17 protein-coding genes are annotated in these 21,198 nt (G+C 65.0%); 8 read left to right on the top strand and 9 right to left on the bottom strand.

Going from position 1 to position 21,198, the window contains the following annotated elements:
• Positions 1–515: 515 nt before the first annotated feature.
• The gene (locus ABD654_RS04440; protein WP_344702654.1) at positions 516–1,076 is read left to right on the top strand and encodes a PRC-barrel domain-containing protein; all 561 of its coding nucleotides are present in this window, start codon (positions 516–518) and stop codon (positions 1,074–1,076) included.
• A 59-nt stretch (positions 1,077–1,135) separates the two neighbouring features.
• Here the strand turns inward: ABD654_RS04440 and ABD654_RS04435 are convergent, their stop codons facing one another.
• Positions 1,136–2,050: a LysR family transcriptional regulator gene (locus ABD654_RS04435; protein ID WP_344702652.1), complete on the bottom strand. Its 915-nt coding sequence runs from the start codon at positions 2,048–2,050 to the stop codon at positions 1,136–1,138.
• 319 nt (positions 2,051–2,369) lie between these two features.
• Between ABD654_RS04435 and ABD654_RS04430 the strand changes: the two genes are divergently transcribed.
• Positions 2,370–4,091: a peptidoglycan DD-metalloendopeptidase family protein gene (locus ABD654_RS04430; protein WP_344702650.1), complete on the top strand. Its 1,722-nt coding sequence runs from the start codon at positions 2,370–2,372 to the stop codon at positions 4,089–4,091.
• A gap of 15 nt (positions 4,092–4,106) precedes the next feature.
• Here ABD654_RS04430 and ABD654_RS04425 read toward each other — a convergent pair whose 3' ends face one another.
• Positions 4,107–5,768, bottom strand: coding sequence for a L,D-transpeptidase family protein (locus ABD654_RS04425; RefSeq protein WP_344702648.1), 1,662 nt, complete (start codon positions 5,766–5,768; stop codon positions 4,107–4,109).
• Positions 5,769–5,865: 97 nt separating this feature from the next.
• Between ABD654_RS04425 and ABD654_RS04420 the strand changes: the two genes are divergently transcribed.
• The 4 genes from ABD654_RS04420 (at position 5,866) to ABD654_RS04405 (ending at position 10,038) form a co-directional block, all read left to right on the top strand.
• The gene (locus ABD654_RS04420; protein ID WP_344702646.1) at positions 5,866–6,591 is read left to right on the top strand and encodes a murein L,D-transpeptidase catalytic domain family protein; all 726 of its coding nucleotides are present in this window, start codon (positions 5,866–5,868) and stop codon (positions 6,589–6,591) included.
• A 19-nt stretch (positions 6,592–6,610) separates the two neighbouring features.
• Positions 6,611–8,470, top strand: a complete 1,860-nt coding sequence (locus ABD654_RS04415; RefSeq protein WP_344702644.1) for an ABC transporter ATP-binding protein — start codon at positions 6,611–6,613, stop codon at positions 8,468–8,470.
• Positions 8,471–8,555: 85 nt separating this feature from the next.
• Positions 8,556–9,563, top strand: coding sequence for a low-specificity L-threonine aldolase (gene ltaE / locus ABD654_RS04410; RefSeq protein ID WP_344702642.1), 1,008 nt, complete (start codon positions 8,556–8,558; stop codon positions 9,561–9,563).
• 82 nt (positions 9,564–9,645) lie between these two features.
• A complete protein-coding gene (locus ABD654_RS04405; protein WP_344702640.1) occupies positions 9,646–10,038 on the top strand; it encodes a septal ring lytic transglycosylase RlpA family protein in 393 nt (130 codons plus the stop codon).
• On the opposite strand, the gene ABD654_RS04400 is transcribed toward ABD654_RS04405, so the two are convergent.
• The 4 genes from ABD654_RS04400 to guaB all read right to left on the bottom strand — a co-directional run bounded on the left by ABD654_RS04400 (position 10,035) and on the right by guaB (position 15,232).
• Positions 10,035–10,526 (bottom strand): nucleoside deaminase, encoded by a 492-nt coding sequence (locus ABD654_RS04400; protein WP_344702638.1) that lies wholly within the window; start codon positions 10,524–10,526, stop codon positions 10,035–10,037. The genes ABD654_RS04405 and ABD654_RS04400 overlap by 4 nt on opposite strands.
• A 54-nt stretch (positions 10,527–10,580) precedes the next feature.
• Positions 10,581–11,846, bottom strand: coding sequence for a dicarboxylate/amino acid:cation symporter (locus ABD654_RS04395; RefSeq protein ID WP_344702636.1), 1,266 nt, complete (start codon positions 11,844–11,846; stop codon positions 10,581–10,583).
• 275 nt (positions 11,847–12,121) lie between these two features.
• Complete coding sequence (guaA, locus tag ABD654_RS04390; RefSeq protein ID WP_344702634.1) at positions 12,122–13,699, bottom strand: glutamine-hydrolyzing GMP synthase; 1,578 nt, start codon at positions 13,697–13,699, stop codon at positions 12,122–12,124.
• A gap of 63 nt (positions 13,700–13,762) precedes the next feature.
• Positions 13,763–15,232, bottom strand: coding sequence for an IMP dehydrogenase (gene guaB, locus ABD654_RS04385; RefSeq protein WP_344702632.1), 1,470 nt, complete (start codon positions 15,230–15,232; stop codon positions 13,763–13,765).
• A 229-nt stretch (positions 15,233–15,461) separates the two neighbouring features.
• Here guaB and xseA point away from each other — a divergent pair, with 229 nt between their 5' ends.
• Positions 15,462–16,670 carry an exodeoxyribonuclease VII large subunit gene (xseA, locus tag ABD654_RS04380; RefSeq protein ID WP_344702630.1) on the top strand — a complete coding sequence of 403 codons (1,209 nt, stop codon included), beginning with the start codon at positions 15,462–15,464 and terminating at the stop codon, positions 16,668–16,670.
• 33 nt (positions 16,671–16,703) lie between these two features.
• On the opposite strand, the gene argA is transcribed toward xseA, so the two are convergent.
• The 3 genes from argA to ABD654_RS04365 all read right to left on the bottom strand — a co-directional run bounded on the left by argA (position 16,704) and on the right by ABD654_RS04365 (position 20,109).
• Complete coding sequence (gene argA / locus ABD654_RS04375) at positions 16,704–18,017, bottom strand: amino-acid N-acetyltransferase (RefSeq protein ID WP_344702628.1); 1,314 nt, start codon at positions 18,015–18,017, stop codon at positions 16,704–16,706.
• A gap of 131 nt (positions 18,018–18,148) precedes the next feature.
• Positions 18,149–19,417 carry an inorganic phosphate transporter gene (locus ABD654_RS04370; RefSeq protein ID WP_344702626.1) on the bottom strand — a complete coding sequence of 423 codons (1,269 nt, stop codon included), beginning with the start codon at positions 19,415–19,417 and terminating at the stop codon, positions 18,149–18,151.
• 11 nt (positions 19,418–19,428) lie between these two features.
• Entirely contained in the window at positions 19,429–20,109 is a 681-nt protein-coding gene (locus tag ABD654_RS04365; protein WP_344702624.1) for a TIGR00153 family protein, read from the bottom strand.
• A gap of 82 nt (positions 20,110–20,191) precedes the next feature.
• Here ABD654_RS04365 and ABD654_RS04360 point away from each other — a divergent pair, with 82 nt between their 5' ends.
• A complete protein-coding gene (locus ABD654_RS04360; protein ID WP_344702622.1) occupies positions 20,192–21,100 on the top strand; it encodes a CYTH domain-containing protein in 909 nt (302 codons plus the stop codon).
• Positions 21,101–21,198 lie beyond the last annotated feature (98 nt).

Raw genomic sequence — 21,198 nt, 5'->3', positions numbered from 1 at the left:
CCGGGCATTGCCGCCGCATCGGGCGTTAGCAGGTAACAGGAGCCGGTTTCACGCGGTCCGCTTCAGCAACGGCTGACAGCTCAACAACGGCTGAAAACAAGGAGTCTGAGACGCCGGTCGCACCTGGCATAGGGTCGGCGCGTGTATACGGCGCCGGCCACTGTGGCGACCTTCTGCGCTCGCCTTACCGCTGAGGGCCAAGGCCAAGCGCGCCATCTTCACATCAGTCAGCATCCGCAACGGCCGATGCTGCTCATACGCTCGGCGGTCAATGCCGGCGCTACGTCGTGATGGAGGGGTCAACACATGCGAGGAGCGCGCACTCTATCACCTCTGCCGGTGCCACGCCAGCTTTTTACCGACGCGCCTGCAATAGCGCTGCCGCTTTCATCGTTTTTATCTATTTGCGACTTTGCAGTCTTGCGCTGGCCGTCTAGCGTGTAAGGAGCGAGCGAAGCGCTGCTGCCCTACCGGCAGCACCGCCGGAGCCGAACTCACCAACAAGGAATCACGCCATGCGCCAACATATTCTGATGACCTCACTTGGCCTTTGCGTGCTCAGCATTTCTTTGGGCACACAGGCACAAAGCACCCGGCCGAACGCAAACGCCGACCCCCAGGGCATCTATTCCGCCGACAGCATCATGGAGGCTGATGTCTATATCGTGAACGGCTCGGATAAGCCGATCGGCGAAGTCGAGGATATTCTGCTCGACGAGCAGATGAAGGTATCCGGCCTGGTGGTGGAAAGCGGCGACATTCTCGGGCTTGGCGGCCGCGAGCTGGTCGTGGCCACGCCCTATTTTTCCCTGCAGACCTACGCCGACAAAGAAGACGACGACGTCAACCGTACCGAACACCGGGTCATGATCAACGCCACCTCCGAAGAAATGGAGCAGTTCCCGGCCTATAGCCGCGACTGGTGGCAACAGGCCAAGGCCAACGCCAAGAGCGCTTGGCAAACGACCCAGCAAGGCGCCGAAAGCGCCTGGCAAACCACCCAGAAAAGCGCCAGGGAGATTTGGCAAAAAACCCGGCAGGCCACCTCTGACATGACCGAGGACAGCGCCAACTAGCGCGCCCTGCCGGACGATCGGCGCGGCCGGCGCCTTGATGAACCGGGCTGGGCGCGCCGCTATTCGCGCAGGTGCTCAGGCGGCGTTTCTTCCAGACGTGCGACCGCCTGGCGCAGCGCCTGCGCCATGGCCCGGGTGGCCGGGCCGGCGCGATCGCGATCAGTGAAGTAAAGCTGCATGGGCACGTGGCGCACGCCGCCGGCGGTTAACGGCAGCGCTTTCAGCGAGCCTTCACAGAGTGCCGCGGCGATTCGGGTTTCCGGCAGCCAGGCAAATCCCAGCCCGCGCCGGACCATATCCAGCGAGGTGCTCAGGTGCCCTACCGTCCAGCGCCCTTCCGCCTTTAGCCAGCCGGCGCTGGTGGCCTGTTTCAACGCGGAATCGCGCACCACCAGCTGGCGGTAGTGTGCCAGATCGCGCAAATCCAGCCGGCGCCCGAGCCGGTGCAGCGCATGCCCCGGGTGGGCCACGGCAATAAAGCGCACGCTGCCCAGCGGCTCGCCCAGCACATCCCGGGCTTGCAGCCCCGTTACCACCAGATCGGCCCGGCTTTCCTCCAGCATCTCAATGCCGCCGTTGAGCACGCTTTCATAAAGCTGCACGCGCACCTGCGGATAGCAGCAGGCAAACGTTTCCAGCGCGCTTGCCTGTGCCGCTTCGGGAAAAATCTGGTCGATCGACACGACCACCTCGGCCTCCAGGCCCGACGAGAGCCGCTGAGCCACGTCCTCAAGGGCCGTGGCGTGCTCGATCAGCTGGCGTGCCCGGCGCAGCAGCAGCTTACCGGCGTCGGTCAGACAAACCTGGCGCCCCACCGGCTCAAGCACCTTGACGCCAAGCTGCTCCTCTAGCTTGTGCACCGCATGGTTCAGCGTAGAAGGGCTTTTGTGAACGGCCTGGGCTGCCCGGGCAAAGCCGCCATGATCGACCACGGCAACCAGCATCTGCCACTGGGCAAGAGTGACGCGCGACATGACATTTCCTCAAAAAACACGGCGCTGACGAGACGGCCGCACCGCGGCGGCCGCTGCGCAGTCTGCCCGTAACGCGCCGGGCATGCCAACAAAACGGTGGCTCATCTCATGCGTAGCCGTTTTGACGATAACGCAAAATCGCCGGGCAGCAGAATGTCCAATTTTCCCCCTCAATGAAGCAGGTAGCTTAATATTATTGTATTAAATATCGCCTCTGTGTACGAACGTACAGTCTAGGCACCCCACCGCGCATGCGTTAAAGTTCCCGAGTTTACTGCTTTATATACTTTTTCTGACATTATCTGGCGGCCTTTTCCCCATGTTGCGAATCCTTCATTCGCTGCCCCGCACACACAAATTTTTACTGTTACCGGTGGCGACCATGGTCACCGTGCTGGGCGGGCACAAGTTACTCACGACCTATCATCAATACAGCCAGCCGGCTATGCCGGCCGACAGCGTGCTGGTCCCGCTGGCTGACGATAGCGCACCCGGCCTGCCGGCGCTGGCCGACGCCGACGCTCAGCGTGAAAAAACGCCCATTGCCACGGCCATCGGCGAGGCCTCCCGCCTGCTGGATGCCGGCCAGGGCGCTTTCTCGCTGCGCGGCCTGCCCCTGGACAAGCTCAAGGCAACGGAAGTCATCGACCTGGACGTGGTACAGACGGCATCGGCCGACGCGGTCGAAACGCCCCGTGCAACGCCCACCGAACGCCTCGCCCCGGCAGACACGGCAGCGCTTGACGAAGGCGCGCAGCACATGGCGGTGGTGATCGGCACGCTGGCCGGCAACATGACGGTCAGCGAGCCAGAAGCCACTCCGGTGGCCGATGCCACGTCCTATGAAGACTACGGCATCGACCGCTTCGACGAGGTGTCCTTTCTGCCGCTGGAGCTTGAAGCGCAAAAGCCCTACGTGCCCCGGTGGCAAACCCATATCGTCAACGCCGGCGAGACCTTTGCCGTGATGGCCCAGAACAAGCTGGGCCTGGGCTACAGCGAAGTGCTTACGCTGTTGGACAAGCTGCCCGACGCCGAGATGCTCACCCGCTGGCGCGCCGGACAGCGCTTTGACTACCGGGTCGATGAAAACGGCAGGCTGTTGACGCTTAAAATGATGAAAAACACGCGCAGCGGCGTGCTTGTCACCCGTCAGCAGGAAGATCTTGAAGTTACGGCCATCGAGCGCGAAGGCAAGCCCGTTCAGCGCCTGTACGCCGGCAGCGTCAGCGGCAGCTTTGCGCGCTCCGCCCAGGCCACGGGGCTGGATAGCGGTGCCGTCACCGAGCTTACGCGTCTATTGGAAAAAAAGTTCGACTTCCGCCGAGATAGCCGCCGGGGCGACGCGTTTCAGGTGCTGGTCGAATCCGACATGATCGACGATGAACCCCTGGACTCCCGCGTGCTGGCGGTGAAATACCAGGGCCAGCGCATGGACCTGACGCTGGTGCGCAACGCCGATAACAACCGCTTTTACACGCCGGACGGCCATAGCCTTGACCCGGCCTTTGCCCGCTACCCGTTCGAGGGCAGCTACCGGCTGAGCTCCAACTTCAACCCCAACCGCCATCATCCCGTCACCGGCCGCACCAGCCCGCATAACGGCACCGACTTCGCCATGCCCATCGGCACACCGGTGACCGCGCCCGCCGGCGGGCGCGTGGAGCGCGTGGTCAAGCACTACGCCGCCGGGCGCTATATCGTCATTCGCCACGACAACGGCTATCGCACCCGCTATCTGCATCTTTCCAAGCCGCTGGTGAAAAAGGGCCAGCGGGTGGAAATGGGCGAGCGCATCGCGCTGTCCGGCAATACCGGGCGCAGCACCGGCCCGCACCTGCACTATGAAGTCCACGTCAACAACGCGCCGGTTAATGCGATGAAGGTCAAGCTGCCGGAAAATACGCGCCTGCACGGCGATTCGCTGGTCGCTTTTCAGCAGCAGGCAAGGCCCATGATTGCCGCGCTGGAAAGCGGCGATACCGGTACCGTAAGCGTGGCCGCCTACCGTCCCGAGGCAAACGCGCAGAACGACAACTAGCACCGCTTCCGGGCGTTACAGCGCGCCCAGCAGGGCGGCATCGCGGCGATACACGTCCGGACGAAACACCACCTCGCCGCGGGCGCTGGGCCAGGCCGTCAGATACACCAGCGCCAGCGGCACTCGCCTTGGCAGATAAACGTTGCGGTCGCTTTTGCCGCGGCGCAGCAGCATATCCAGCCGATAGTCGCTGCCGGTGTCGTCGAGCAGCATTCGCACCAGCTCGCGCACGCCTTCTACCCGCACGCAGCCGGAGCTCAGCGCTCGCCGGTCGCGGTTGAAAAGCCCCCGGGACGGAGTATCGTGCAGATAAATCAGCTGATCGTTGGGAAAGCGCACCACTACGCGCCCCAGCGGATTACCCGGCCCGGCGGCCTGGCGCAGCATGACGTTGCCCGGCGACTGCCAGTCGATGCTCTGCGGATCCAGCCGGGTGCCGTCCGGACTTAATACCCGCATGTTACGCCGGGCCAGATAGCCCGGATCACGCCGGATATTGGGCAGCGCGTCTTCGCGCCAGATGGTGGGCGGCACCGTCCAGGTGGGGTTGACGGTCAGGTGGGTAATCACCGAGTGCAGCACCGGCGTTTCGCGCCCGGCGCGGCCGACGATCACCTTCGACGACCAGCGCTCGCCGCTCGGGCGGGTATAGTGCATGCGGTAGCCGGCGATATCCACCCACACGCCGGGCTTGCGTGCCGTTACCGGCGGCATCCACCGGGCGCGCTCCAGATTGACGCGCAGCGTTGCCACCCGCGGGCCGACCGCGGCGTTGAGCGCCCGGCGCGTTTTGTGGCCCACCACGCCGTCCTCGTCCAGCAGATGGCGGCGCTGGAAGGCTTTGACCGCCGCCTCCAGGCCGGCATCAAAACGCTGCGGATCAGGCGCGCGGGCCGCCACCCGGGCGTAGGTGCCGGGGTCGCCGAACAGCGCTTCGGATATCCCCCAGTAGGCCAGTCTGCGGCGTAGAATCGCCACCTCCTCGCCGGTATCATCCGGTCGCAGCGCGGCGCCATCGACGGGCAGCAGCGGCGTGTTCGTTTGCCGAGCCCGGCGGGCCAGGGCGCGATACTTCGCCAGCGCCCGGCGCAGCTGCCCGTAGGCGGCGGTGTCCGGCCGGGCCAGCGCCAGCGCCCTGGCCACGTCGGCATCTCGCACGGCGTCCACCACCCGGCTCATGGCGTACGTGCGCGCCGGCCGCGGCGTCTCCCAGCCGGCCACCTGCTCGCCGGGGTCAAGCCTGCCCCGCTGCAAATCGTCCAGAGCGCCAAGCAGGGTTTGGGTAGCGCGCACGTCAAAGGCGGCCCGGGCCTGTGCGCTTGCCCTCCGGCTGCGCGCAAACGCCTCCCTCAAAGAGTCCGGCCCGTCCCAGTAGTCGGCGGGGTCGAGGCCGTCGCGCGGCAGCGTTTGCAGCGCCGCGGCCAGCGACTCCACCTGTTCAAGCCGCAACCAGGCCGGCTGCTGCTGCGTACGCTGATAAAAGGCCGCCACAGGATCGCCCGCCCGGCCTGTCACTCTGGCGATTTCTTCTGTCACGGCCCCGGCCGGCGGCGTTTGGGCCGTCGCGGGGGCAGCCGCCAGCGCGACGCTGAGCGCGAAAGCCGCCAGCCCTATCGCCTTTCCCGGCGCTGCTTTTCCCGGTGCTGCGCCGCTTTTTCTCCGCCGCGTCTTATCCATTGCCTTCCCCTTGCGTTACGATACGTCCTGGACTTGCCATAAGCCAAAGCACGGCGGCCCGGCCGTTCATTTCTCATACATCTTCAAGGATGATGACATGGCGTTTCGACTCAAAGCCTCGGCGCTGCTGCTGAGCGTGTCCCTTTTCAGCGTTACGTTACCACTGCCGGCGGCGGATTTCTTCGCGCAGCTGGCCACCGCGCCGGCGCTCGGCACGCCCTCTCTTCACCGCCGGCTTGGCCAGCTGGCACCGGGCGCCAGCCCCCAGGCGCTGCGCATGGCCGCCGAGGCGCTTGCCTGCGCCGACCCGAACGCCCGGCGCCTGGCGCTGATTGATTTTTCCCGGCCGTCTACCAAGCCGCGCCTGTGGGTGTTTGATCTGGAACACCACCGGCTTTTGTTCAAAGAGCTTGTATCCCACGGCCAGGGCTCCGGAGATGCCCGGGCGACGGCGTTTTCCAACGTGCCCGACAGCCACCAGTCGAGCCTGGGGCTGTTTCGCACCATGAACAGCTACTACGGGCGCAACGGCTATTCGCTGCGCCTGGACGGCCTGGAACCCGACGTTAACGACCACGCCTTCGAGCGCGCCATCGTCATTCACGGCGCGGACTACGTCAGCGAAGCCTTTATCGACAAGACCGGCCGGCTGGGCCGCAGCCACGGCTGCCCCGCGGTGCGCACCGCGGTCACCTACCCGCTGATCGACAGCATCAAAGACGAGCAGTACGTGTTTGCCTACTATCCCGACGAGGAATGGCTGGCAAGCTCGGCCGAGCGCCGCTGCGACGCGGCCGCCGGGCAACAGCTGGCTCAGCGCTAGCGCAGCCGGCCCTATCACCTTGTCTGCTTTTCATGCCTCTCGTCATCGTCCCGCCGGTGCAGCACCGCTGAGCGGATTTTTCGGCGTCTTTCGCTACAGCCGGCGAGCGCTTGCGCTGGTGTGGCAAACCTCCCGGCCGATGATGCTGGGCCTTGCCCTGTGCACGCTGGTAGCCGGGGTATTGCCCGCGGTGGCCGCCTGGGTGGGCCAGCTGATCGTTGACGGCGTGGTGGCCGCCATGGAGGTTCAGAAAACGACGAGCGCCCCGCCGCTTGCTCAAAGCCTTGCGCCGGTGCTGTGGCTGGTGGCGCTGGAAGGCGCAGTGATCGGCCTGATCGCCATGGCCCAGCGCGGGCTGGACGCGCAAAAATCGCTTTTGCGCGCGCGGCTGGGCCACCGGGTCAACGTGATGATTCTGCAAAAGGCCGGCACGCTGTCCCTTGCCCAGTTCGAGGACTCCGAGCTTTACGACAAGCTCACCCGGGCCCGGCGCGAGGCCTCCACCCGGCCGCTGGGGCTGGTCAACAAGACGTTTTCGCTTTTGCAAAACGCCATTTCGCTGGGCAGCTTCGGCGTGCTGCTGGTGCAGTTTTCGCCCTGGGCGCTGCTGATTCTGGTGGCGGGCGCGCTGCCGGTGTTTGTCTCCGAGGCGAAGTTTTCCGGCGAGGCGTTTCGGCTGTTTCGCTGGCGCTCGCCCCAGTCGCGGATGCAGATGTATCTGGAAACCGTGCTCGCCCGGGAAGACAGCATCAAAGAGGTCAAGCTGTTCGGCCTTGAAGGGCTGTTTCTTCAGCGCTACCGGGCCATATTCAACCGCCTGTTCACTGAAGAGCGCCGCCTGACCCTGCGCCGCGAAGGCTGGGGCTTTGCGCTGGGGCTTCTGGGCACGCTGACGTTCTACGCCGCCTACGGCTGGGTGGTGGTGGAAACCGTAGCCGGGGCGCTTACCCTTGGCCAGATGACCATGTACCTGATGGTGTTCAAACAGGGCCAGAGCGCGCTTTCGGCAAGCCTCACCGCCATCAGCGGCATGTACGAGGACAACCTGTACCTTTCCAACCTCTACGAATACCTGGAGCAGCCGGTAGAGGAAGAAGCCGGCACCGCCACCCGGGGCCAGACGCCCGGCGACGGCCTGCGCTTTGAAAACGTCAGCTTCGCCTACCCCGGCGGCAAGGAAGTGCTCCACGGGATTTCGCTGCACCTGACGCCGGGCCAGAGCCTGGCGCTGGTGGGGGAAAACGGCTCGGGCAAGACCACGCTGATCAAGCTTTTGACGCGGCTTTATTCCCCCACCGCCGGGCGCATTGTGCTCGACGGCACGGACCTGCGCGACTGGGACGCGGTGGCCCTGCGCGAACGCGTGGGGGTGATCTTTCAGGACTTCGTGCGCTACCAGCTGCCGGTGGGCGAGAATCTCGGCGTCGGCGACACCCACGCCTTTGACGATGAGGCCCGCTGGAAGCACGCCGCAAGGCACGGCATGGCCGACGACTTTATCCGCGACATGCCCGAGGGCTATCACACCCAGCTGGGGCGCTGGTTCAAAAACGGCCAGGAGCTTTCCGGCGGCCAGTGGCAGAAAATCGCCCTGTCCCGGGCCTACATGCGCGAAAACGCCGATATTCTGGTGCTCGACGAGCCTACCGCGGCCATGGACCCCGCCGCCGAGGCCGAGGTGTTTTCCCGCTTTCGCCAGCACAGCCGGGACAAGATGACGATTCTGATCTCGCATCGCTTCTCAACGGTGCGAAGCGCCGAGCAGATACTGGTGGTGGACGCCGGGCGGATTATCGAGCGCGGCACCCACGCCGAGCTTTTGGCGCAAAACGGCCGCTACGCCGCGCTGTTCCGCCTGCAGGCCCGGGGCTATCAGTAGCGGGAAGCGGCGCCCGCCCGGCTTTATTTCTCACCCGCTTTGTTTTACCACCGGGCCTGTCCCACTTTTTTTTCAGGGAGCCACTATGATCGACCTGCGCAGCGATACCGTCACCCGCCCTTCTCCGGCCATGCTTGAGGCCATGTGCGCCGCCCCGGTCGGCGACGACGTGTGGGGCGACGACCCCACCGTCAACGCGTTTCAAAAGGCCGTGGCCGACATCACCGGCAAGCAAGCCGCGCTTTTATTTCCCAGCGGCACCCAAAGCAACCTGATCGCGCTAATGGCCCACTGCGGGCGCGGCGACGAGTATATCGTCGGCCAGCAGGCCCACACCTATGGCTATGAAGGCGGCGGTGCTGCTGTGCTGGGCAGCATTCAGCCCCAGCCGGTGGAAAATGCCGCCGACGGCACTTTGCCGCTGGACAAGATCCGCGCGGCGATCAAGGACGACGACGTCCACTTTGCCCGCACCCGGCTTTTGGCACTGGAAAACACCATCGCCGGCAAGGTCATCCCCCACGACTACACTCAGGCGGCCACGGCACTGGCCCGCGAACACGGCCTGGCCACCCACCTGGACGGGGCACGGCTGTTCAACGCCTCCGTGGCCACGGATACGCCGCTGGCGGCACTCTGCGAGCCGTTTGACAGCGTTTCGCTGTGCTTTTCCAAAGGACTCGGCGCCCCCGTGGGCTCGGTACTTGTCGGCTCCACCGAGCTGATCGAGCGCGCTCGGCGGTGGCGCAAGGTAGCCGGCGGCGGCATGCGCCAGTCCGGCATTATCGCCGCGGCCTGCTGGTATGCGCTGGAGCATCATCTCTCGGGGCTTGCCGAAGATCACCGCCGGGCCAAAGCGCTGGCCCAAGGCATGGAAAAGCTGCCCGGCGTGCGCGTCACCTCGCAGGCCACCAACATGGTGTTCGCCGACTTTGCCCCGCACGCCGCGCCGCTGGCCGGCTGGCTTGGCGAACACAGCATCTTTATCGACCTGCTGGGCAGCGCACGGCTGGTCACCCACCGCGACATCAGCGACGCTGATATCGATCAGGTGCTCGCCGTAATGCAGGCCTACTTCACGCAGCACGGGTAAGACCGCCACGGGCTGGCGTCACACGCTACCCGACGACAGCCAAAGCGTGCTACGCTTTGTGCCCAACCCGGGAGGAACGCCAATGGCTACCCGCTCTTTCCCTGCTACGCTGGCGGCCGGCGCACTGGCCGGCGCTTTTTTGAGTATTGCCGTAAGCACCGCGGCGCTGGCCGATGCCGCGCCTGTAACGCAAAAAGGCAAGGCCTCCTACTACAGCGACCGTTTTCAAGGTGCGCTCACCGCCAGCGGCACACCTTTCGACCAGCAGGCGCTGACCGCCGCCCACCTGACGCTGCCCATGGGCACCAAGGTCAAGGTCACCCGTCCGGATACCGGAAAGAGCGTCAAGGTGGTGATCAACGACCGCGGCCCCTACGTGCGCGGGCGCATTATTGACCTGTCCAAGCGCGCGGCGCGCAAGCTGGAATTTATCGAGCGCGGCGTGACCAAAGTCAAGGTAACGGTGCTCGACTAGCGCGACGCGGCCGGTTGCTGATGATACCGGCGATGCAGCGACTCCATGGTCTCGGCAAACTCCGGCACCGGGCCGTCGACCTCAAGGCCGGGCACGATTTCCTGGATGGGCAGGGCCTTGACCGGCGGCGGCGCCACTTCCATCGCGCTTAGCCACTGGCCGAGCTGCTTTGACGAGCTGACGTAGACAATGCGCCCAAGCCCTACCCAGCCGTGGGCGGCGGCGCACATGGGGCAGTGCTCGCCGGAGGTATACACGGTGGCGGCGGCACGCTCTGCCGGCGTCAGGTTTTCCACCGCCCAGTAGGCCAGGGCGATTTCCGGGTGGCGGGTGCTGTCGCCGCTGGCAATGCGGTTACGCTCTTCTTGGAGCACCTTGCCCTGGGCGCTGACCAGCAGACTGCCAAACGGCTCGTCGCCGGCTTGCAGCGCCTCTTTGGCCAGTTCGACGCTGCGCGTCAGATAGGGCATTTCGTTTTCTGCGATCATCACGGCCTCCCGATGGTTGAACGGTGTTTGCCTCTCTACGCCCCGCCGACGCTATCAGCTTTTTGCCCCGCAGGCAGCCCCGACCGACTGCTCGCTGAGCCTGCCGCCTTCGCTGCGGCTAATAATCGAGGTGCCCACCAAATCTCCGGTGACGTTGAGCGCGGTGCAGCCCATGCCCACCAGCGCATCAATGGCGGTGAGCAGTGCCACCGTCTCGATGGGCAGCCCCACCTGAGCAAACACCGTGGCGATCATGATAATCCCTGCGCCGGGCACCCCGGCAGTGCCCACCGAGACCAGCGTACCGATCAGCACGATCTGCACCATGCTCATGAAATCCAGCGGCGCACCGATAACGTTGGCGGCAAACACCGCCGAGATGGCAATGCGAATCGCCGCGCCGTCCATGTTCAGCGTCGCCCCCAGCGGCAGGCTGAAGCCGTAAATGGGCTTGGGAATGCCCAGCCGGCTGGCCGCGTTGACCGTCAGCGGCAGCGTCCCGGAGCTGCTCTGGGTGGCAAAGGCCGTGGCCATGGGCGTGCGCGCCTCGCGAAAAAACGCGCCGATACGCACGCCGAACAGGCGCATGGCGCCGCAGTACAGCGCCAGCTGAATCGCCAGCGCCAGATACAGCACCAGCACCATATCGCCCAGCGACAAAAGCGTACCCATTCCCTGGCGGCTCACGGTATCGGCAACAATGGCAAAAACGCCGATGGGCACATAGTGCAGCACCCCCGCCATCACCTTCAGCGTCATTTCATTGAGCGCTTCAAGCACCTCGAAAAGCCGCTCGCCGACGCCGGACTGCCGCTCGCTGCCGGACTCGCGCAGCTTAAGCAGCGCGATGCCGAACACCAGCGCGGTAAAAATGATGCCCAGCATGTTGAGCTCGGTGAAGGCCTCAAGAATATTGCCGGGCACGATCCCCAGCAGCACGTCGATCAGCCCCGGATTTTCCGGCACCGAAAAGCTCGCACTGTCGTCAAGCGTCATGCCGCTGCCGGGGCTGAACAGCGAAGCCACGAAAAGCCCGACCACGATCGCAAACGCCGTGCTTGCCAGGTAGTAAACGAACACCTTGCGCCCCACCCGGCCGACGCTGCCTTCACGCGACTGGTTCACGCCCACCATCAGGGTAAACAGCACGATAGGCACGATCAGGAAAGTCAAAAGCCGCAGCAGCAGATCCCCCAGCGGCGCCAGCCAGCCGACCGTTTCCTGGCTGCCCAGCAGGCCAACGGCCACGCCGGCCACCAGCGCAATCGTGACCCGCGCGATCAGCGAGGTATCGGCGTATTTTTTCCATATCCAATGCATATCAACCACCGTGGGTAAGCGAATCAAGGGCTAGATGCGGGCGACACAGTATAATACAACCGCTTTATTACCAAGCAGGCTAATTAGAAATTTTAGTATTCCCAACATGAATAAAAGGCGGTTCAGCACGGCCGGCAAGCGCATGAGCGTGGCGGCATACTGCCCCGGCGAACGGCTTGCCACCTTAACCAAAAGCCGCGGCTTCTCCCATAAAAAACCCGCCTTGCGGCGGGTTTTGCTGACTGACTTCAAGCGGCTTTCAGCGCAGCAAGCGCTTACTCCCACTCAATGGTCGCGGGGGGCTTGGAGGAGACGTCATAGGTGACGCGGGAGACGCCTTCCATCTCGTTGATAATGCGGTTGGATACGGTTTCCAAAAGCTCGTAGGGCAGGTGCGCCCAGCGGGCGGTCATGAAGTCGACGGTTTCCACCGCGCGCAGGGCGATGACCCACTCGTAGCGGCGGCCGTCGCCGACCACGCCCACGGACTTCACCGGCAGAAAGACGGCAAAGGCCTGGCTGGTTTTGTCGTACCAGCCGGAACGGCGCAGCTCTTCGATGAAGATGGCGTCCGCTTCGCGCAGGATATCGGCGTATTCCTTTTTCACTTCGCCAAGAATGCGCACGCCCAGGCCCGGCCCCGGGAAGGGGTGGCGGTAGACCATGTCCGCCGGCAGGCCGAGCTCAACGCCGAGCCGGCGCACTTCGTCCTTGAACAGCTCGCGCAGGGGCTCGACCAGCTTGAGCTTCATGGTGTCGGGCAGCCCGCCAACGTTGTGGTGGGACTTGATGACGTGGGCCTTGCCGGTCTTGGCGGCGGCGGATTCGATCACGTCCGGGTAGATGGTGCCCTGGGCGAGAAAGTCCACGCCGTCAATTTTGGCGGCCTCTTCGTCAAACACTTCGATAAAGGTGTTGCCGATACGCTTGCGCTTGATTTCCGGATCCGCCTGGCCGGCCAGCTTGTCAAGAAAGCGCTGCTCGGCGTCTACCCGAATCACGTTGACGCCCATGTGGCTGGCGAAGGTTTCCATCACCTGCTCGCCTTCGTTTTTGCGCAAAAGGCCGTTGTCGACGAATACACAGGTGAGCTGATCGCCGATGGCGCGGTGCAGCAACGCCGCGACCACGGAGGAATCCACGCCGCCGGAAAGGCCCAGCAGCACGTGGCGGTCGCCCACCTGCTCACGGACACGGCTGACCTGATCTTCAATGATCTGCGCCGGTGTCCAGTTGGTTTCTGCCCGGCAAATGCCGACCACAAAGTGTTCGAGAATCCGCTGGCCCTGCAGCGTGTGGGTCACTTCGGGGTGGAACTGCACGCCAAAAAACTGCTTGTCTTCCCGGCTCATGGCGGCAACGGGGCAGCTTGGCGTGGATGCGGTCACGGTAAAGCCCGGCGGCACTTCGGCCACCTTGTCGCCGTGGCTCATCCACACTTCCAGGGTGCGCTTGCCGGAGTCGGTATCGAGCCGGTCGGCGATGTCTGCAAACAGCGCCGTTTCAGCGTCAATGCCCACCTCGGCAAAGCCGAACTCGCGCTTGTTGGCGCCTTCCACCTTGCCGCCCAGCTGCTCGGCCATGGTCTGCATGCCGTAGCAGATGCCGAATACCGGCAGCCCCAGCGTAAAGACGCACTCCGGCGCCCGGGGCGAGCCCAGCTCGGCCACGGATTCCGGCCCGCCGGCAAGAATGATGCCGTTGGGGTTGTAGGCACGGATTTCTTCTTCGCTCATGTCAAAAGCGCGCACTTCCGAGTAGACGCCCAGCTCGCGCACGCGCCGTGCGATCAGCTGGGTATACTGGGAGCCGAAATCAAGAATCAGGATTTTATGGGCGTGGATATCAGTCATCGCGAAGTCTCTTGAAAAGCAAACGGCGGGATTGCCCCGCCGCCGTAGAACGCGCTTGCCGTACTAGCCGGCGCGGTAGTTGGGGGCTTCCTTGGTGATCTGCACGTCGTGGACGTGGGACTCGTTGAAGCCGGCGCCGGTAATCTTGACAAACTCCGGCTGAGTGCGCATTTGCTGAATATCGCGACAGCCGGTGTAGCCCATGGAGGCACGCAGCCCGCCCATCATCTGGTGGACGATCGCCCCCATCATGCCTTTATACGGCACGCGGCCTTCAATGCCTTCGGGCACGAGCTTTTCGGCGCTGGCGGCCGGGTCCTGGAAGTAGCGGTCGGCGCTGCCCTGGTTCTGGGCCATCGCCCCCATGGAGCCCATGCCGCGGTACGCCTTGTAGGTACGGCCCTGGTAGAGCTCGACTTCGCCGGGCGCTTCTTCGGTGCCGGCCAAAAGCCCGCCGACCATCACCGTGCTGGCACCGGCGGCCACGGCCTTGGCGAGATCCCCGGAGAAGCGCACGCCGCCGTCGGCGATCAGCGGAATATCGTAGGGCTCAAGGGCGGCGGCGACGTTGGAGACCGCGGTAATCTGCGGCACGCCCACGCCGGCGACTACCCGGGTGGTGCAGATAGAGCCGGGGCCGATGCCCACTTTGACGCCGTCGGCGCCGGCGTCGGCCAGCGCCCGGGCGGCATCACCGGTGGCGATGTTGCCGCCGATCACCTGAATCTGCGGAAAGGTCTGCTTGACCCAGCGCACCCGCTCGATCACGCCCCGGGAGTGGCCGTGGGCCGTATCCACGATAATCGCATCCACACCGGCCTCGGCCAGCGCGGCGATGCGGTCCGGCGTTTCCGGGCCGGTGCCCACAGCGGCGCCGGCCAGCAGGCGGCCGTCGCTATCCTTGGCGGCTCTGGGATAGGTGCGGGCCTTTTCGATGTCCTGAAACGTTACCAGCCCGCGCAGGCGAAAATCGGCGTCGACCACCAGCATTTTCTCAACGCGGTGCTCCTGCATCTTGGCCTTGATCACGTCAAGGGTGGTGCCTTCAGGCACGGTGACCAGCCGCTCGCGCGGGGTCATGATGTCGGCCACGCTGTCGCCGTGGTTGGGCTGAAAACGCATGTCGCGCTCGGTCACCAGCCCCACCAGCGTTTCACCCTCGATGACCGGAAAGCCGGAAAAGCCGTTTTCCCGGGCCATGGCCAGCAGCTCGGCCTGCTTGGCCTTGGGGTTGACCGTTACCGGATCGTTGACGATGACGCTTTCGTGCTTTTTGACCTTGCGCACTTCCGCCGCCTGCTGGGCCACGGTCATGTTCTTGTGAATGATGCCGATGCCGCCTTCCTGGGCCATGGCGATCGCCAGCCGTCCTTCGGTGACGGTGTCCATCGCCGCTGATACCAGCGGGATATTAAGGGCGAGATCGCGGGTCAGGCGGGTCCTGAGGCTGACGTCGTTGGGCAACACGTCGGAGAAACCGGGAACAAGGAGAACGTCGTCAAACGTCAGCGCTTCTTGGGCCATACGTAGCATAGCGGCAACACCCAGGTTGAGAGGGAAGATGGGGCATGAAAAGATAATCGCGTATTGTAGCGCTCTGTCCGGCTTTTCAGCAATGTCAATCCGCACTATCCGCCTCGCCCAGCCGGCCTTCGCCCGACGCTGAGGCCTGGCGCTAGGGCCTTGATCCTGCGGGATTTTTCCTGACCGGACAGGCAACTTTTACGCACCGAACCGCCGGCGCAGCCGCCCTCAGGAACCCATGCCGCCCAACCGTTCCACGCCGCTTTCCGTTTGCCAGCTCAACCAGCAGGCGCGCCGCTCGCTGGAGCGCGACCTGGGCGAAGTCTGGGTTGAAGGCGAGCTTTCCAACGTTACAAGCCCGGCCTCCGGGCACCGTTATTTCACCCTCAAGGATGACAGCGCCCAGGTGCGCTGCGCGCTGTTTCGTGCCCGGGCACGCTTTGTGGCAGCACCGCTCAAAGACGGCCAGCAGGTCAAGGTGCGCGCCCGGGTATCGCTGTTTGAGCCCCGGGGCGACTACCAGCTGATCGTGGAAGCGGTGCAGGCCGCCGGGGTCGGCGAGCTGCTGGCGACCTTCGAGCGGCAGAAAAAAGCGCTCGACGCCGAGGGCGTGTTCGCCAACGCGCGGGCGCTGCCCCATCCGCCCCGACGGCTGCTGGTCATAACGTCGGCCACCGGGGCGGCGGTGCACGACGTGCTGGCGGTACTGGAAAAACGCTGGCCGCTGGTGGAGGTGACGGTTGTTGCCGTGCCGGTGCAGGGCGACAAAGCCGCACCGGCGATGATCGCCGCGCTGGCGCTGCTGAACCGCCAGACGCGCCTGGACGCACAGCGCGACGCCGTGCTGCTCACCCGGGGCGGCGGCAGCCTGGAAGATCTCTGGGCGTTTAACAGCGAACATCTGGCCCGGGCCATCCATCACTCGCGGCTGCCGGTGATGTCTGCCGTGGGCCACGAGGCGGATACCACCCTTGCCGACTTCGCCGCCGACTGCCGAGCGCCCACGCCCTCGGCCGGCGCCGAGCAGCTGGTGCCCGAGCGCGCCGCGCTGAAGGCGGACATCGCCGCTTGGCAGCGCCGGCTCGGCCAGGCGATCACGGCGCGGCTGGAACGCGACAGCCAGCGGCTGGACGCCCTGCGCGCCCGGCTGCGCCACCCACGCGAAAGGCTCAGCCACCACCGCCGGCAGCTGGATACGCTGAACGCCCGGCTCCGGCGCGCCATGCGCCAGCAGTGGCAAACCCACCAAGCGCGCCTCAGCGGCGCTGCCCGCGAGCTCAACGCCGTCAGCCCGCTGGCGGTGCTGGAGCGCGGCTACGCCCTTCCCCGAGATGCCCGGCGCCAGATCATTCGCCGCGCGGCAGATACCACGCCGGGCCAGCGGCTGACGCTTCGGCTAAGCGAGGGCTCGCTGAGCGTCGAGGTCAAAAGGCGCTATAAACAATAAAGCCAGGCCGCGGCCTTGCCGGCATCGCCGCGGCTAGTCCAGCACCTTGAACAGCACCTTTGAGCGCCGCGCATGGTTATAGGCATCGCGCTTGAGCGGCGGCAGTTCGTCAAGACTGGCCGGGCAAAAGCCGCGCTCGGCAAACCAGTGAACGGTGTGCGTGGTGAGCACAAAAAGCGCACCGACGCCGCGCGTTCGCGCACGCTGCTCCAGCGCCTCAACCAGCCGTTCGCCCCGGGCGCCGCCGCGGTAGTCACGGTGCACCGCTACGCAGGCAATCTCGGCCACTTCGGTCCTGTCAAACAGCTGCAGCGCCCCGCAGCCGATCACCATGCCGTCGCGTTCGATGACCAGATAGTCGTCGATTTCATGCTCCAGGCGCTCCCGGGAGCGGGCCACCAGCATCCCGCGCGCCTCCAGCGGTTCGAGCAGCTCCAAAAGCCCGGCGACGTCGGCAAGCGTGGCCGGGCGCAGCTGCTCATAGCGCTGCCGGGTGATCATGGTGCCTACGCCGTCGCGGGTAAACAGCTCGCCGAGCAGCGCATCGTGATTGCGCCAAGACAAAAGGTGGGTGCGCGCCACGCCCTCCCGAGCGGCCGCGCAGGCCGCCTGCAGATGGCGAGCAAGCTCGCCGTCCGGCGCGGCTCGCTCAAGGTGCGGCGCGGCGTCATGGGGAGGCAGCTGGCGCAGCAGCGTGCCCTGCTCGTCACGCAAGCCGTCGGATTCGCCCAGCAAAATCAGCTTGTCGGCTTCCAGCGCCACGGCGGCGTGGCGGGCCACCTCGGCGGCGTCCAGGTCGAACACCTCGCCGGTGCTGGAAAAGCCCAGCGGCGGCAGCAGCACCAGCGAGCCGTGATCCAGCAGCCCGTCTATGGCCGCTGCGCGCACCCGGCGCACCTCGCCGCTGTGGTCAAAGTCAACGCCCTCGCGCACGCCAAGCGGCTTGGCCGTCACCAGGTTGCCCGATACCACGCTCAGCTCAACGCCGTGCAGCGGGGTGCTGGGCAGCCCCAGCGACAGCCGTGCCTCCAGCCACAGCCGCTGCTGCGCTGCTACCTGCTCGACCCGGCGCATCACGGCGGCATCGGCAACCCAGCGGCCGTTTGCGCGTTCGGGCACAATATTATCCGCCGCCAGGGCGGCTTCTACCTGGGGGCGAACGCCGAATACCACCGTCAGGCGCACGCCAAGCGTGTGCAAAAGCGCCAGATCCTGAATCAGCGGCTCGCCGCGTTCCGCGCCCAAAGCCTCCCCTTCCACCAGGACAACAAAGGTCCGGCCACGGTGCGCGTTGATGTACGGCGAGGCGTGACGAAACCAGTCAACAAAGGGAAAGTGGGTATCCACGGGTGACTCTCCGGTGGCGGTGATACAAAAGACAAAGGCCCAATGAGAAGACAGGAAAACCCGACGCAAGGGGCGAACGGCCAAGCGGCGCCCGCAGGCGCCGCTTGGCTAACACTTATACCCGCGCCGGATTACGCGCCGAACATGCCCTTGAGCATAAAGAAAAACAAAATCGCCAGGCCGGCACCGGCAGGCAGCGTAATCAGCCAGGACATGGCAATGGTGCCGATCACCCGCAGGTTGAGCGCCGTCATTCCGCGGGCAAGCCCTACCCCGAGCACCGCGCCGACCAGCGTCTGCGTGGTCGAGATCGGCAGCCCCGTGCCCGAGGCCAGCACCACGGTGGCAGCGGCCGCCAGGGTCGCGGCAAAGCCGCGGCTGGGCGTAAGCTCGGTGATGCCGGTGCCCACGGTGGCAATCACCCGGTGGCCGTAGGTGACCAGCCCGACCACGATGCCGCCGCCGCCCAGCACCAGCACCCACCAGGGCACCAGCGCAGCGCCGTTGATGTCGCCGCCGCTTTGCACCACGCTGATGACCGCGGCCAGCGGACCTACAGCGTTGGCCACGTCGTTGGAGCCGTGGGCAAAGGCCATGGCACAGGCGGTAAACAGCATCAGCACGCCGAACACCCGCTCGACGTTGGCGTAGCCAAACTGATCTTCGTGGGTGTTGACGTACTTGACGCGACGCTCAAGCACAATGCCAAGGCCGGTAATCACCGCCCCCACCACGGTCGAAAGCCCCAGGCTTTGCACAAAGCTGATGTCCAGGCCGACGTGCTTGAGCCCTTTGGTCATGGTCACCATGGAAATGATGAATCCGACCAGAAACATATAAAGCGGCACGTAGCGCTTGGCCGCTGCCAGCGGATCGCGGGCATCAAAAATCAGCAGATGCACCGACTTGAACAGCACAAATCCGACGGTGCCGGCAAGCATCGGGGAAACGACCCAGCTGGCCGCAATCGAGCTGACAGCGCCCCAGTCCACCGTGGAAGCCCCCAGGCCGGCCACGGCAAAGCCGACGATGGCGCCGACAATCGAGTGTGTCGTAGAGACCGGCCAGCCCCTGAGCGAAGCCAGCAGCAGCCAGGTCCCCGCCGCCAGCAGCGCGGCGAGCATGCCATACACCAGCAGGTGCGGGTCGTCGCGCAACAGTTCAGGGTCAATGATGCCTTTACGGATTGTATTGGTGACTTCGCCGCCGGCAAGCCAGGCACCGAGAAACTCAAACACCACCGCGATGATAATCGCCTGCTTGATGGTGACCGCCCGGGAACCCACTGAGGTTCCCATGGCATTGGCCACATCGTTGGCCCCAACCCCCCAGGCCATAAAAAAGCCGAACGCACAGGCCAACAAAATAAAGACGTCGCCGTGCTGAGCAATAACCTGCATGCTGCCCCCTTTTAGCGTGCGGTAAGAACCTGCAGACGACTGCCCACCCGCTCGGCGCGGTCAGAAAGCTCGCCGATACCGTCGATGATCTTGTACATAAAGATCACGTCTACCGGCGGCAGCTGTTCTTCCAGCTCGAACAGCTGACGGCGGATCGCCACCTGCTGGCTGTCGGTCTGGTGTTCCAGCACATGAAGCTCGCGGATCATGTTTTGCATAACGTCGGCGACGTTGCGGCCAAAGGCTGAATCCAGCAGCTCCTGGAGCTCTTCCAGCGCCTGGCGCGCCTGAACCACACACTTGACGCTGGTGCGAATATAGTCGCGCATGGGGCCGGCCAGCGGCTGGGGCACCTGCATCTTGCGCCCGACCATGATCCCGGTAATGTCGCGCACCTTGTTGGCGATCTTGTCCTGAACGCTGATCAGATCCAGCAGATCCGAGCGCGATACCGGCAAAAACATGGTGTTGGGCAGGTTCAGCCGCAGTTCGGTCTTGAGCTCGTCGGCCTCATGCTCCAGGCGGGTGACGTTTTCACGCAGCTGAGCCGCGCTGTCCCAGTCGCCATCCAGCGTGGCCTCAAAAAACGGCAGCAGCTGGTCGGCGCATTCGTTCGCCTTGACGATGTGGGCCAGCAGCGGCTGGAATGGCGAACGGCCAAACATGGCGGAGAAAGGATTCGAAGTAACCATAAAGTTTTCAAGCCTGTTGTNTCGTCAAACTTTCCGCCGATTGTCGCCTATCCAACCGCCTTATAAAGAGAGCGCATGTGCCATGTCCGATTCCGCCCCTTCTTTTGCCGACGTAGCACCTCAGGAAATCGAGCTCAAGCTCGCCTTGACCCCTGAAGCGGCCGACACGCTGCCTTGCCATCCTTTGCTGGCCGCACACGCACCGGCCGTCCAAACCCTTGCCAACACCTACTACGACACCCCTGAAGGCACGCTGGCCGCCGCGCGCATTGCGCTGCGGCTGCGCCGAATGGACGGCGTTATTCTGCAAACATTGAAAACCGCCGGCCACGGCGGCGGCGGGCTTTCCACCCGCAGCGAGTGGGAATGGCGCGTCGCCGACGACGCGCTGGACCTGGCCGGGCTGGCCGCGCTGGCCCCGGTACAGGCGCTGGGCGATGCAGCGCTGTCACGCCTTGCCCCGCAGCTGCGCACCGACTTTACTCGCCGGCGCTATGAAATACGTTACCGCCGCAGCGTAATCGAAGTGGCGCTGGACAACGGCGACATCATCGCCGGAAAGCGCCGCGCGCCCATCCGCGAGCTGGAGCTGGAGCTCAAGGCGGGCAGCCCGGATGCGCTCTGGGCGCTGGCCGACACGCTTGCCGAAAGCGCAGCGCTGCGCCCGTCAGACAGCAGCAAAGCAGCCCGGGGGAACGCGCTGGGAAAGGCCCGCTGGCCGCTGCCCGAGGCGCACACCCCCGCTGAACACTTTCACCGTGCCTTGCTGGCCCTGGACGCCTGGCACGACAGCGGCCGTACCACTTTTCTCAACGCCGCACGACACGCCCTGGCTGCGCTGGCCGCCGCCTCTGAGCGGCTGCCCCAGCAGCAGCAGCCAGCCCTTACACTGTGCAACGGGCTGGGAAAAGACGGCCAGCCCGACGTGGCGTTCGGCCGGGCCGCGCTCATACTTGCCCGAGGATTCGCCCGGGGCGCGCCGCTTAGCTAGACTCTCGTTGACCCGAGCTTTTTACGTCGCCGCCTGTTGGCCCGACCGCGCTGAACCGGGCGCGGGTTGACGGTGGGCTGTGCGTTCGCCGCGACGCT

This window comes from Halomonas cibimaris (assembly GCF_039537045.1).
GTDB classification, from domain to species: domain Bacteria; phylum Pseudomonadota; class Gammaproteobacteria; order Pseudomonadales; family Halomonadaceae; genus Vreelandella; species Vreelandella cibimaris.
Note: the sequence above shows the minus strand (reverse complement) of the source record. Positions and strands in the feature narration are given on the sequence as shown.